This is a genomic window from Nonlabens xiamenensis, from assembly GCF_003865345.1.
Classification (GTDB): domain Bacteria; phylum Bacteroidota; class Bacteroidia; order Flavobacteriales; family Flavobacteriaceae; genus Nonlabens; species Nonlabens xiamenensis.
Genome location: NZ_RMVE01000002.1, coordinates 127,723 through 141,018 on the forward strand (window position 1 = coordinate 127,723; position 13,296 = coordinate 141,018).

The following is a 13,296-nucleotide window of genomic DNA, read 5'->3' on the forward strand; positions in this document are numbered from 1 at the left end:
GTTACTGGTCTATAATTATTTTTCCATTTTCCAAGGTAACCAATCGGCCACATCTTTCTTTCCAGGCATCGTTCTGGCTCACTACCACTAGAGACCATCCGTTGACTGGATCGGTAAGAAAATCCATGATGCGCACAGATTCTGATTCATCAAACTGATCCAGCGGATCCTTTAGGATCAACATTTTGGGATACCTGACAATACTACGGGCCAAAACAATCTTTTTACCTACGGTATAGCTCAGCTGTTTACCTTCTGGGAAAATGATGGTTTCCAATCCATTGGGTAATCGCTTGAGGAAATTGTTTAGACCTACCTTTTCAAGTGCCCAGTAAATACGCTCATCATCCACTTCTGGATCGCCAAAGGTGATATTGTCTCTCAATGTTCCTTCAAAGGGTGATTCTTCTGTCAGGGATTGACCCAAATTGGCACGATAGTAATTGAGATCAAGTCCGCGTAGGTCCGAATTGTTGATATAGATATTCCCTCTTGTAGGCTCGATGATTCCCGCAATCAATCGCAGTAGCGTGGCCTTCCCACTACCGTTTGATCCATTGACTAAAATGCTACAGGTTTCTGATATACGTAGGGAAATATTGTCTAGAATGGGTTGGGTACGATTAGGGACTGAAAAGCTGACTTGATCCAATTCCACACTGAAGTTTTCATCACGTTGGAACGGATGCTCTCCAGATTGTGGTTCCAATTCCTTATCAACAACTTGCCCCAATTTTTCAAGCGAGGTCAACATATCATAAAATGCTTCCAAGCCTGAAATTACTTTCTCCACCGCGCCAATAATTATCAAAATGATCAATTCTGCCGCGACAAACTGTCCGATATTCATTTCCTGACTCAATACCAATAAACCACCGATTATTAACAGCCCCCCGGTGATCAATACCTTAAAACTAATCAATTGAATCGCCTGCCTGATCAGGACTTTGAAATGCTGTTCCCTGTAATCTAAATATTCCAGCGTCAGACGGTCATTCTTCTCTGTGGCATGATTGGTTATTCCCGATAACTTAAAGCTAACAAGTGATCTAGCTACTTCTTGTAGCCAGTGTGCCACTTTATACTTGCTCTTGGACTCCAATAAACTGGTCTTTAAACCTTTTTCTGCAGTGTACTTAAAAAATATATAAGCAATAATCAATAGTACGATACCATACACGATAAAAAATGGATGATAAAACGCGAGCAACATCAGGCCTAAGATGATTTGTAATAGAGCCGTTGGATAATCTACCAGCAGTTTGGAAAGACTCTTTTGAATCGTGAGCGTATCAAAGAATCTGTTGGCCAGCTCAGGCGGGTAGGTTGATCTTAACTCGCTCATCTTGATTTTGGGAAATCTAAAGGCAAAATCAAAGGAGGATCTGGTAAAAATCTTTTGCTGGATGTTTTCTGTGATACGTATCTGCATAATCTGAAGGACACCACCAAAAGCAACTCCCAGTGTAACCAATGCGACCAACAGAATCCATGAAGTGCTGATTTGTGCCCCCTGGATCAGATTGATAATGGCCTGGATACCCAACGGAAGAGAAAGCCCAACTACACCAGCAAATATCGCGTAGTAGAAAATCTGTCGGATATCTGATTTATCCAATTCCAACATGCGCATCAATCGTTGCCATGCGGTTAATATGTTTTGGTTCTTATCTTTCATAGGTAAGCAGTAGTTGGTCAATCAGGTTGAGAAAATAAGTCGTGGGTGTCGTGGTAAGATCACAATCCGTAATGGCCGTAAAATGTTCTTTTAAGAAATGCTGGTGCAAGGCTCCTTCAATGATCATACTACTTAAGGAGGCTGGATACAGGTAATCTTTGTTGACTTCGACAATCATATCTCTGATACGCAGCACCAATCGCTTATACACTGCAAAATAGCCTTGTTTATTCTCCAAATCCACCTCTTTGGTCAAGTAGGATTTAGAATATTCGGCTACAACAATTTTATTTAAAACAGATTCATTGATATGGTCAAAACTGGAGTCTTGGGATATCTCGTCTGTAACTATAATGATAGCCTTTTTTAATCTGGCTTCTGGATCCGACAAAGGCAGCGTTCCCAGAACAAGGTGATATTCCAACCAGCTCCAATACCAAGACGTGAGGTAAAGCAATAGTTTGTGTTTATTTTCAAAGTATCGGTAGATCGAACTCTCATTCGAATGAATGGCTTTACCCAACTTTTTAAAGGTAAATTGCTCAAAACCCATCTCATGGATCATCAAAATACTGTGACCTACGATCCGCTTTCCCAGCTCTGTCGTTTCAGGATCCTTAAGAAATAACTTATCGTTAATTTCTACTTTTAAATTCTTGAGTAATGTATCCATAGCGATGGGATGAAGATCAAATATAATAGTATTACTATCATTAAATAAATGTATTAGTATTATTTAACGCATATTTTAGTTTTAAGGGGATATTGTTAAGTTCTTTTAAATGAAAAGAGAAGAAAGTCAAGACAAAATGAGCCCTAGATTTAAGGCTTGTTATGAATAAAGCATTGTAATTTTGTTTTATGCAGGATCAATTAAAGGCCTTACTCTCGGCCGAAGAAAAGGCCGCTGAGCTTTTTAGGGTAATTCAGAGCCGTGGTCTTATTAGACCAGGTTTGACCGAAAAAGAGATCAACACCAGCGTGTTTGATCTCGCCAAAGAATTGTTTGGTATAGAGAAGTATTGGCATAAACGCATTGTCAGAGCTGGAAGCAATACTCTCCATCCTTATGATGTCAATCCGCCTAACCTCACCCTGAAGCAGGATGATATCGTTTTCTTGGATTTTGGACCCATTTTTGACCATTGGGAAGCTGACTTCGGCAGAACATATGTATTGGGAGATGATCCGATTAAAATTAAATTGGCTCATGACAGTGAGCGTTTATGGCATGAAGCCAATCAATATTTCTTGAAAAATCCTACTATTACTGGCGCTCAATTATATGCCTTCTGCACTGAACTTGCCCAAAACAATGGTTGGGAATTTGGCGGTCCGATTGCTGGACATTTGATCGGTTCATTTCCGCATGAGAAATTGGATAAAGAGGACAAGACCAACTATATCCATCCAGAAAATCATATTTCTATGAATCAGCTGGATACCTCGGGCAATCAGCGTTTTTGGATTATTGAAATTCATTTGGTCGATCGTGAGCTGAAGGTGGGCTCCTTTTTTGAGCAATTGGCAGTAAAACATTAGGCAAAAAAAATGCCCAGTTTAACGGGCATCTTAAGTTAATATTCCGAAGAATATAAGGGAAAGCAAAAGCGTTATTCGATCTCGGCCGTAAGTCCAGCTTCCAAAAGAGCGGTGCATCTTGGCTTAAGGTCGTCGTACTCCCCTGATTTCACATTGCATTTACCTTTGTAATGCACAATAAGCATGCATTGCTCTGCCTGAATGGGAGTGTGGTCGCAAGTGGCAACCAACATATCAATGACGTGGTCAAAAGTATTCACCTCATCATTATAGAGTACAATCTTATTTTCTTTTTTTTCCAGGGTTTCCAGATCAAGTTCTGGCAATACCTGTTCCTGTACGTTCATCTTCATGGCTCTAAAAGTAATTTAATTGAATAAAAAAACATAAATACAAGACGTTAAAATTATCCTTTCATCGCCTTGGGCGCCACCCAGTTATCTTTTGTCAGGTGCATCACGTATTCCATACCATGTGCTCTACAGCAATCCATAATTTGCTGTAAATCTTCCGTGTAAAAGCCGCTAAAAAGGATCAAACCGCCACTTTTCAAGCTATTGGCATAAGTTGGAATATCCTGCAACAAAATATTGCGATTGATATTAGCAATGATCATATCATAACTACGACCTTCTAACTGTTCTGCTCCACCGAGTATAACTTCAATCTGATCGACCTTATTGCGTTCAACATTTTCTAAGGCATTTTCATAACACCAAGTATCTATGTCAATGGCATCTACTCTGGTGGCACCACGCATCCTTGCCAATATGGCCAATACACCAGTTCCGCTACCCATGTCCAATACTTCTAAACCACTCAGGTCTTCCTTAAGTAGGTGTTGGATCATCATGTGTGTGGTCTGGTGATGACCGGTACCAAAGCTCATTTTAGGCTCAATAACGATATCATATTCTACCTCTTTCGCTTGATGGAAAGGTGCACGTACCTGACAGCGGTCGTCCACGGTGATAGGGTCAAAATTCTTTTCCCATTCGGCATTCCAATTGGTGGCTGGTACATCCGCTTTCGCGAAAGCGACATCACACCAACCATTGTGCATTAACTCCACCTGATCCAGCAAGTTCTTATGATCCTTAGATTGCAAAATGTAGGCTTTGCAACCTTGATCAGTTTCCATAAAGCTCTCAAATCCAACCTCTCCCAGTTGAGCCATAAGCACATCATTCCAGGGGTCTTTGGGTGTCAATTCAAACGTGTACTCAACGTATTTTAAATCCGTACTATGGGTTTGCATATCTGTAATGTCCGGTTATTTGGTAAGAAAATAAAACATCCTCCATCACCTGTCCAGCTCCAATATTATGGACCATGAGGTAGTTTTCTGACTGCGAAGAACGTGTGTGAGAAACGATACCTATATGAGTAAGACCGTTGGACAGCACCCAACTCACTACATCTCCAGGTTGATAATCAGACGCCGACTGACTTGGTGCCAACGAAGTTCCTTTCCGCTCAAAAAAACGTCTCAGGTTGGGAACTCTCCTGTGGTCAATATTGGTATCGGTTTGACGCAGGCCCCATAGCTGAGGATAAGCAGAAAAATGTTGTTTCATGTCTTGGTGCACTAGTTTTTGTAGATCAACGCCCATAGTTCTATAGGCGCGTATCACCACATCCGTACAAACGCCAAAAGGTTTTGGTACATCTCCGTTGGGATAGGGTATATTGAAATAAGCGCCGTTGTACACCACATGAACCTCGGTCAATGACTCGGCAGCACGGGCAAGTTTTGAACCAAAATCCGTTTGGCCAAACCCCAATGCCGGTAAAGCCAGGCATATTAGAACAAGAAACTGTTTAAAAGGCATCTGCAATTTGTAGAAAAGACTGGGCGTCCAATGAGGCTCCCCCTACTAAACCACCGTCCACATCGGGTTGAGTGAAAATCTCAGCCGCATTGGCAGGTTTAACACTTCCTCCATACAGAATGCTGGTATGTTGTGCGACCTCATCTCCAAATTGGGACCTTAAGGCTGCTCTGATTTCTGCGTGCATATCCTGTGCTTGTTCTGGACTTGCAGTTTCTCCAGTCCCAATAGCCCAAACGGGTTCATAGGCGATCACTACTTGCTCCATTTCATCTTTATTCAAGTTAAACAAAGCTTTTTTGATCTGTTCAGTTACTGTAGCCACGTGCTCGCCTGACTTCCGTTGTTCCAGGTGCTCACCACAACAAAAGATGACTCTCAATCCGTTATCCAGCGCCGCCTTGGTTTTGCTAGCCAGCAATTCATCGGTCTCTCCATAGGTATCCCGGCGTTCGGAATGGCCTATAATCACTGTTTTGATACCGACGCTTTGCAACATGGGGATCGAGACTTCGCCCGTATAAGCTCCTTTTTCAGCTTCACACACATTTTGGGCCACCACTTCGATGGGAGTTTCCAACGTGTCATTAAAAGCCTGATATAGGAAAGGAAAAGATGGCGCAATCATTAATTCGCAATTAAATTCTTTTACCAAACCGGTCTTGAGTTCGCTGATCAATTGTTGGGTTTGTGACAGGTCACAATTCATCTTCCAGTTTCCAGCGACGATATTTTTTCTCATCATTCAATTTTTTTAGGTTGATATCTTAGTAGGCGCTGCAAAGATAAATTTTAAAAATGACCTTTGTCCTTTCAACGGTGAAAGAGTTTAATGCCGGTTATCACACAGGATAGGAACATTGGGTTCTCTGCGGTCCAAGACTTTTACAGCGGGACATCCAAAACTATAACTTATCAAACCGAAGAGAATTGGTCCTTTTTCCTTAAATAATCGGCCTGTAAACTGATTAGAACTAATCTGTGATACTTTCTCTGTGTTCAAAGCGATCAGATAGGCGCTCTCTGACTCTCTTTGGTATTCTACATGTAGCAGTTTACCGTCTTGCTCAAATGCCAAAATCAACCGGCCAGCAAAGCTCTCCTTCAATTGGAACTCTTGGACATAACAAATATATTCCCCTGCCTCATGTTTCCATAAATTCGCTTGATCGAGCGACCTTAGACCTGGAAACCAATTATTTTCTGATAGCCAATTATTTATTTTTTGAATATCCGTGCTTGACGAAGTCATTTCCCAAACCATTGGTTGCAGTCCTTTTTCCACAAACGGATTTTTGGAAGCAATGGCTACCAGGTTTTCGCCTATCTGATAATGTTTACCCAGATCAAATCCGAATTGATAATCATACTCCTCAAATGGTCCGTCTCCACTGGTGTAAATACTTAGACAGGCAATCATAGGAAATTCGGTAAGTGGATGTTGGCTCACCTGACCTGTTTGAAGCTCGTAAATAAATATGTTGTGTTGATCGCTAAATCCGCTGCGTTGTAAAAATTCCTTACGCTGACTTTGATGAAGTATGATCGTGTCATTGCTCATTTGTTCTTCGGATAGCAAGGGGTCAAACAACTGATCATAGTTGTTTCGCGCTTCAAAGTAAGGTGCTTCAGAAATATTTAAGAAAGCGGTGCGATATTCACCTTGACTGGAAACATAGGGAGCGGACAGGTAATAAAGAGCAAGGTCTGAAGGCACAGGATTTTCTTGAAGAAAGGCGTCAAAAACATAGACGATTTCGGTTCCGATTTCAACACCTACCCAATTTCCTACCAAGAATTGATTCCCATCTTTAATGGTATCAGGCAAAACATTTTGGCGCACAATTTTAAGCTGCCTGTTCAGATCAAATTTGCCTAATATTTTACCCTGAGGAGCTACTCGATAGTTTAATCCAGATCTGGCAGAAACATAGCGGTAAGTGGTTTCTTGATCTGCGACTGATATTTCATTAGCCACTCCATCATCATATCGCTCTACAATAGATGTTTGATCAGTATCAGCAAGATACGAATCACACCTGATCACCTTAAAAGCGCTGATCAAGGTTAGCAAAAGCCCCATCGATAAGATCAAAAGCTTGTTCATACAACTCAGTATTTGTGCACTACCATTTAAGGTTGATAGCTATTGGTGATACCCTTAATTGACCAGCCTCACCCTGGGGTCCAACCAGGAATAGATCAAGTCAACCATAATATTGATCAAGATAAATAAGAATGCAATAACCAACACGGCTCCAGTAATAACAGGTAGATCCTGGGTGTTAAGTGCTTCAACAATTTCTTTGCCCATACCGTTCCAGTTAAAAATATATTCCACAAAAACAGCTCCAGCCAGCAGACTGGCAAACCAACCACTCACGGCCGTGATCACTGGATTAAGGGCGTTCTTAAAAGCATGACGCCTGATCACCTGCATGGTGGTTAAACCCTTGGCATAAGCGGTGGTGATATATTCTTGTCCCATGACTTCCAACAGACTATTTCTCATCAATTGACTAATTACTGCCAGTGGTCTGATGCCCAATACCAAAGCAGGTAAAATGAGGTTACGCCATTGAATGCGCATCTGTTCACCGTAGTCATCCAGCTCGTATAAACTACCACTCATGCGCAGTCCAGTCCAATCATGCCAAAGATACCCAAACAGATAAGCAAAAATAATAGCGCTAAAAAAACTGGGGACACTCATTCCAAGTGTACTGGTCACCTGGATCATTTTATCCAACCATCCATCCTTGTGTTGGGCTGAGACCACTCCCAATAAACACCCTAAAAGCAAAGCCAAACTGATGGCTGCCACCGCCAATAACATAGTATTAGGGAGTGTTTCCCTGATAATTTCGCTGACCGGTTTACCAGTTCGCTGAAAAGACTCTCTGAGGTAAGGGACTTTAAATAATAAATCTAGTTCATCACCCTCCCAAATCGTCCAGCCTTGATAACGACCATCATTATGGGTAAAATCGGCTGAATCAGTGCTATGAAAAGATAGCGGAGATAAATCGTTAAGAAAATAGACATATTGCTGCGAGATAGGTTGGTCCAAGCCATATTTTGCTTTAACCGCAGCAATTTGTTCTGGGCGTTCATTTTGTCCCAACATCATTTGGGCGGGATCACCAGGTAATAAATAGAAAAGAAAGAAGATCACTGTGACTACTCCGTAGAGTGTCAACACGGCATAACCTAATTTCTTCAATAGATAGGAAATCATAAGTTGAGATCCTCAAAATCGTTCCAATGTGCTTTGCCAGTAACCACTCCTCTTTTAAGCGTCATTACCGCTGGTGTTGACCTGACGGCCGTTTTGAGTTGTGTGCCATCGGTGGTATAAAACGGAATGTTGATACCATAGGTTTTCTTCATTGGTGCCAATTGTTCCTCACTATTGGCGCTCAAACCGATCACTTCATAGCCCACCTTTTTTGCTCTGGCGGTAAAGTCGGCTATTTTCTCTAGGCCATCATCCTCAGCTTTTGTCATGTCATAAATCAGGATCAGAGCCAACTTTTCCTTATCCAACATTTCCTGTGTGTAATCAGCGCCTTCTCTTTCGATAGCAAAATCGTGAATAGCTGGCAATTCCGCTTCTTGAATGATACGGGTTTGAACTTTATCGTATTTGGGATAGCCTTCTGGTTGCTGCCCATCGGTTGTAACGATTTCTTCTTCACCATCGATCGTGTAATACCAATCATAAGCATATACCTCTTGCTGATCCGGATCTTCTTTCATGGCCTCTTCAATATCTGTCCCAATATTATAAGCTCTGAAATCAAGAATAGGCAAATGCATTAGGACGTAATAGGCAATGGTAAAACAGATCAAGGTAGACACCAGGATTAAGATAGAAGATGTCGCTTTCGCGAAAGCGGGCTTGATGTATTGTTGGTTAAAGAAAACCAACAGGATCATGAGCGATAACAGAACATCCTTGGCAAAAGATTCATAGGGCGTAAGCGGGATAGCATCCCCAAAACAGCCACAGTCTGTGACTTTATTGAAATAGGCACTGTAGAAAGTAAGGAAGGTAAAGAAAACAATCATGAGGAGGAGCGACCAAAGTGTAAACTTCTTTTGGAAGCCAATCAGTAGCATGATCCCTAAAATCACCTCAAAAATGACCAAAAATATAGCCATAGGCAATGCTATGGGTTGAAGGAACTCCAGTCCCAATACCGCAGCACTAAAATATTCATCCAATTTATAAGAAAAACCGAGTGGGTCATTTAGCTTAACCAACCCACTGAATATAAATAAAATACCAACGAACCACCTGCAAATTGTTATGAGTACTTTCATGTCTTTTCTTTGATGCCCAAATATAGGGGAAACGCAAGAGAAGCAGAAAATGGGAATGAGAGATAAAAGCTATGCATCAAAAATCTTTAATTCAGAATTATGACCGCAGATTTTGTTTCAGCTATTTAAGTGGTTTTCTGAAATAAAAAAGCCCTGCTGAACAACAAGGCTTTTCCTTTAATTATGTGGACGTCCTTATTTAACGGCCATAAGCTCTACGTCAAAAATAAGTGTGGCATTAGGCGGAATCACACCACCGGCACCTGCAGAACCGTAAGCGATATGTGGAGGGATGACCAGGCGAGCCTTGTCTCCTACCTTCAACAATTGGATACCTTCATCCCAACCTGAGATGACTTGCCCAGCTCCCAACATAAAATCGATGGGTTGGTTACGGCTGTAACTGGAGTCAAAAACTTTACCGCTAGGCAACATTCCTTTATAGTGAACGCTGACCATTTTGCCTTTTTCTGCTGGCGTACCGCTTCCTTGATTGATGATTTTGTAGCGCAATCCACTGTCTGTTTTATCAAATCCCGCAGCGATTTCATCCAGGGCTTGTTCTGCCTGTTGCTTGGCTTTTGCCTCACGTTCTTTGGCAGCACCTTCAAATTGTCTGAACGATTCAACCGCGTTAAATTCTTTGGCAGCTGAACCCTCGCGGATGATTTCTACAGTATTGATCTGGTCACCTTGGGCGATGGCATCTACCACATCTTGTCCTTTGACGACTTTACCAAAAACTGTGTGCTTGTCATCCAACCAGGCAGTTTCTACATGCGTAATAAAGAATTGGGATCCATTGGTAGCTGGTCCGGCATTGGCCATACTCAATACACCAGGTCCATCATGACGCAACTCAGGATGAAATTCGTCGTCAAACTTATATCCTGGTCCGCCGGCACCTGTTCCTTGAGGATCACCCCCCTGAATCATAAAATCAGGAATTACCCGGTGAAATTTCAAACCGTCATAATAAGGAGTTCCTTGTGGTTTGGCATCGTTTTCCAAATTTCCTTCGGCCAGGGCAACAAAGTTCCCAACCGTTCCTGGGGTTTTATCGTGATGTAATTGCACCAGAATCTCCCCTTTACTCGTATCAAATTTTGCGTATAAACCGTCTTGCATCGTTGTAAATTTATAACTGCAAAGATAATTCATTAGCCACAGCCGTATGTGCCAAAAGCTGTCAAAAAGATTTCCTATTATTGTGGTTCAACCTTAATACCAACCCAATGACCAGAGCAGAACAACTCGCCTTTTGTAACCAATGCTGCAACAGAAAAATGGATCTCCAACAAGGGATGATTTGTAATCTAACGGATCAAAAAGCCACGTTTAACAACACATGTACAGATTTTATTCAAGATGAGGACAAAAGATTAAGTGCCTCGCATAGGGTTCAAACAGACATCACCATTGACGATTTGAGCCCAAAATTACTTGAAAAATTCCAACAGGAGCAAAACCTACCCGTTGCGGTTATTTTTGGATTTGTCGCTGGTATTCTTGGTGCCGTTCTATGGGCCATGATTACTGTTGCTACCGGATGGCAAATTGGATATATGGCCATAGCGATAGGATTTATGGTAGGTCATGCTGTGCGAATAGGCGGTAAAGGTATTGCACCTACCTTTGGTTTTATCGGTGCTGGCATAGCTGTATTGAGTTGCTTTATAGGAAACTTTTTCAGTGTCATTGCCCAAATTGCCGATTACTCCTCTCTGGGCTATTTTGAAACGCTCTACATGTTTGATTATGGCCAATTTTTTCCTGTCATGGCAGAGACTTTCGGAATTATAGACTTGCTGTTTTACGGTTTTGCGGCCTTTGAAGGATGGAAGTTTGCTTTCAGACAAGTTTCTCAGGAAGACCTTCAATAATCTTTTCCCTGCATTGTAGTATAAAAAAACCCTCCATTCAGCAAGGCTGAACGGAGGGTTAGAGTTTTGCTTACGCAACTATTTGATCTACTTTATTTTTCGTTTAAAGTATACGCCATTATCCCAATCTTGACGATCATCAAATTGCTGATCATTGTGGAAATGTCCAAAATCATGGTCATTACAATCGTGTCCGTGACCATAAAAATCACGTACCAACACATGTCCACGGGCAGCTGTAATCTGACCTCTTCTATTGTATAACACTTTGAGTCCGCCGACTCCAGACAATACACCTCGTCGATAATTAACTTTCAATCTTCCGATTTTAGCAACATTACCTCTACCATTATAAAAGATCCGAGTCGGTCCGATTTTAACAACCTGACCTATATGGTTATAACGCACCAGGCCGTTTTGTCGATTACGAATATTACTTCTGTTCACATGATATCGTCGATTGACACTACTGCGTTGATTGTTCCATCGATGATTGGGTAATTCAAAATCTACCCTACCATCTGGAAAAATAGCATAATCCACATTATTGTAGGTGAAAAGTACGGGTTGTACATTTCGATACCTGTGGTTTCTTGGTGGGAAATCATTTGTTTCATTCAGGTGATTTTCTGCGGCCTGAGCTGTAGTCATGGTCATCAATCCTACAGCGATAAATAGTAACATTTTTTTCATGATTCCGTTGTTTAAATAGCGCCTACTCGATTATAGGTTTTCGGCTTCCCCTTATTGAATGACTTTCAATAGCCGTGCCATTTACTACAACGTTTTCGTAAAATATAGGTAAGTCATTTAAAATGAGATAAATAAAATTTTTATTCTCGGATTCAACACTGATCAGAAGCCAAGAAAAGTAGCTTGTTATTGTTGACCAATTCAAGGTTCAATCATGATCGCTCTACAAGCGAACACTAGCTGGTTGTTTGAGAATGACAAAGATAAAGTTGCGTTAAAGTGATTTTTAAAATTTTAAACCAATCAGCATTAGGGTAATTTAGAATTCTTATTAAAAATCGTTCATTTTGAAAACAACTCACCTTTTACCCTTAGCGCTTCTCCTGGTTTTCAGTTTCAGTTGCAAAGATTCAAATCCATCATCGTCAACCGATTCATCAACAGCAGGATCTGATCAGAAAACTGTAGATTTTTCAAGAGAACAGCAATTGCTGCTTCAAGGGACCTGGAAACGACAAAGCTATCCGCATGGTACCATTGAGGTGATGAATGACCAAATAAAATTTAATGTTGGAGAGGGACTCGCAGAACCACCAGTCTTTCAAAAATATCAAATCAAAAAAAATTGTGGAACAAATACCTCAATAACTGAGGACCAATACGACTTTGTTCTCAACACCAGTGATGCTGATTGCAACTTTATTAAATGGACAGAAAAAGGTTTTGACATGTATTTGGATGGTGGTGCTTCTAAGGTAAGATACCACAAGCTAGAGGAAAATAATGCGAGTCAAAGCGATCCAATGGATGACTTATCTGACAATAATCCTGGTATTCAACAGATCAAAAGTGACTACCAAGCGATTAGACAAAAAATAGACAACAATGCATTAACTAAAAATAAGGAGTCTTTTACTTGTACTAAAAAAGATGGTAATGGCTACCTCACCACTTATCGTGATGGTGAGCAAATTGTTCTATTAGAATACCAGGAAGGCATAGGTCACACCTACACAACCAAAAGAATTTACCTCAAGGACCAACAGGCCTTTTTTGTGTTTGAAACAACAGAGACCTGGTCATCAAGCGGTCAAAAAGAGGATGGTACCATTATAACGAATTCCGAAATAACGGAGCAGCGCTACTATCTTGAGGATGGAAAAATATTGAAAAAACTGATCAAGTCTTACAATAAAGATTCAGCAGACAGCGACTTTTCTAGTGATCAGATACCCAATGAAGTTGTTGAAAACGCCGCCGATACCACTTATCCCGAAATGAAGGAGATTGAACAATTGCTAGAAGGGAATATTCCTTGTATCTAATCTAAAAAAAATCCCGT

At 41.1% G+C, this 13,296-nt stretch carries 14 protein-coding genes; 3 read left to right on the plus strand and 11 right to left on the minus strand.

Features of this window, described 5'->3' with window-relative positions:
* Position 1: 1 nt before the first annotated feature.
* Together EGM47_RS05580 and EGM47_RS05585 are read right to left on the minus strand one after the other, a co-directional pair.
* Positions 2-1,678 (minus strand): peptidase domain-containing ABC transporter, encoded by a 1,677-nt coding sequence (locus EGM47_RS05580; RefSeq protein WP_124979812.1) that lies wholly within the window; start codon positions 1,676-1,678, stop codon positions 2-4.
* Positions 1,668-2,351 carry a TetR/AcrR family transcriptional regulator gene (locus tag EGM47_RS05585; RefSeq protein WP_124979813.1) on the minus strand — a complete coding sequence of 228 codons (684 nt, stop codon included), beginning with the start codon at positions 2,349-2,351 and terminating at the stop codon, positions 1,668-1,670. The genes EGM47_RS05580 and EGM47_RS05585 overlap by 11 nt, the downstream gene beginning before the upstream one ends.
* Positions 2,352-2,539: 188 nt before the next feature.
* On the opposite strand from EGM47_RS05585, the gene EGM47_RS05590 reads away from it, so the two are divergent.
* On the plus strand, positions 2,540-3,220 hold the full coding sequence (locus tag EGM47_RS05590) for a M24 family metallopeptidase (RefSeq protein WP_124979814.1): 681 nt from the start codon (positions 2,540-2,542) through the stop codon (positions 3,218-3,220).
* A gap of 71 nt (positions 3,221-3,291) precedes the next feature.
* Here the strand turns inward: EGM47_RS05590 and EGM47_RS05595 are convergent, their stop codons facing one another.
* The 8 genes from EGM47_RS05595 to EGM47_RS05630 all read right to left on the minus strand — a co-directional run bounded on the left by EGM47_RS05595 (position 3,292) and on the right by EGM47_RS05630 (position 10,506).
* On the minus strand, positions 3,292-3,567 hold the full coding sequence (locus EGM47_RS05595; RefSeq protein WP_124980337.1) for an ATP-dependent Clp protease adaptor ClpS: 276 nt from the start codon (positions 3,565-3,567) through the stop codon (positions 3,292-3,294).
* A 59-nt stretch (positions 3,568-3,626) separates the two neighbouring features.
* Entirely contained in the window at positions 3,627-4,478 is an 852-nt protein-coding gene (gene prmA, locus EGM47_RS05600; protein ID WP_124979815.1) for a 50S ribosomal protein L11 methyltransferase, read from the minus strand.
* Complete coding sequence (locus EGM47_RS05605; RefSeq protein WP_124979816.1) at positions 4,465-5,052, minus strand: DUF1287 domain-containing protein; 588 nt, start codon at positions 5,050-5,052, stop codon at positions 4,465-4,467. The genes prmA and EGM47_RS05605 overlap by 14 nt, the downstream gene beginning before the upstream one ends.
* Entirely contained in the window at positions 5,042-5,794 is a 753-nt protein-coding gene (gene tpiA / locus EGM47_RS05610) for a triose-phosphate isomerase (protein WP_124979817.1), read from the minus strand. Before tpiA ends, EGM47_RS05605 begins: the two co-directional genes overlap by 11 nt.
* An 87-nt stretch (positions 5,795-5,881) precedes the next feature.
* The gene (locus EGM47_RS05615; protein ID WP_124979818.1) at positions 5,882-7,159 is read right to left on the minus strand and encodes a hypothetical protein; all 1,278 of its coding nucleotides are present in this window, start codon (positions 7,157-7,159) and stop codon (positions 5,882-5,884) included.
* Positions 7,160-7,213: 54 nt separating this feature from the next.
* The gene (locus EGM47_RS05620; protein WP_124979819.1) at positions 7,214-8,290 is read right to left on the minus strand and encodes an ABC transporter permease; all 1,077 of its coding nucleotides are present in this window, start codon (positions 8,288-8,290) and stop codon (positions 7,214-7,216) included.
* Positions 8,287-9,378 carry a BT_3928 family protein gene (locus EGM47_RS05625; protein WP_124979820.1) on the minus strand — a complete coding sequence of 364 codons (1,092 nt, stop codon included), beginning with the start codon at positions 9,376-9,378 and terminating at the stop codon, positions 8,287-8,289. The genes EGM47_RS05620 and EGM47_RS05625 overlap by 4 nt, the downstream gene beginning before the upstream one ends.
* A gap of 195 nt (positions 9,379-9,573) precedes the next feature.
* On the minus strand, positions 9,574-10,506 hold the full coding sequence (locus EGM47_RS05630; RefSeq protein WP_124979821.1) for a peptidylprolyl isomerase: 933 nt from the start codon (positions 10,504-10,506) through the stop codon (positions 9,574-9,576).
* A 107-nt stretch (positions 10,507-10,613) separates the two neighbouring features.
* Between EGM47_RS05630 and EGM47_RS05635 the strand changes: the two genes are divergently transcribed.
* Positions 10,614-11,261 (plus strand): hypothetical protein, encoded by a 648-nt coding sequence (locus EGM47_RS05635; protein ID WP_124979822.1) that lies wholly within the window; start codon positions 10,614-10,616, stop codon positions 11,259-11,261.
* Positions 11,262-11,348: 87 nt separating this feature from the next.
* On the opposite strand, the gene EGM47_RS05640 is transcribed toward EGM47_RS05635, so the two are convergent.
* On the minus strand, positions 11,349-11,954 hold the full coding sequence (locus EGM47_RS05640; RefSeq protein ID WP_124979823.1) for a hypothetical protein: 606 nt from the start codon (positions 11,952-11,954) through the stop codon (positions 11,349-11,351).
* 347 nt (positions 11,955-12,301) lie between these two features.
* On the opposite strand from EGM47_RS05640, the gene EGM47_RS05645 reads away from it, so the two are divergent.
* Positions 12,302-13,279: a hypothetical protein gene (locus EGM47_RS05645; RefSeq protein ID WP_124979824.1), complete on the plus strand. Its 978-nt coding sequence runs from the start codon at positions 12,302-12,304 to the stop codon at positions 13,277-13,279.
* The last annotated feature ends 17 nt before the right edge of the window (positions 13,280-13,296 follow it).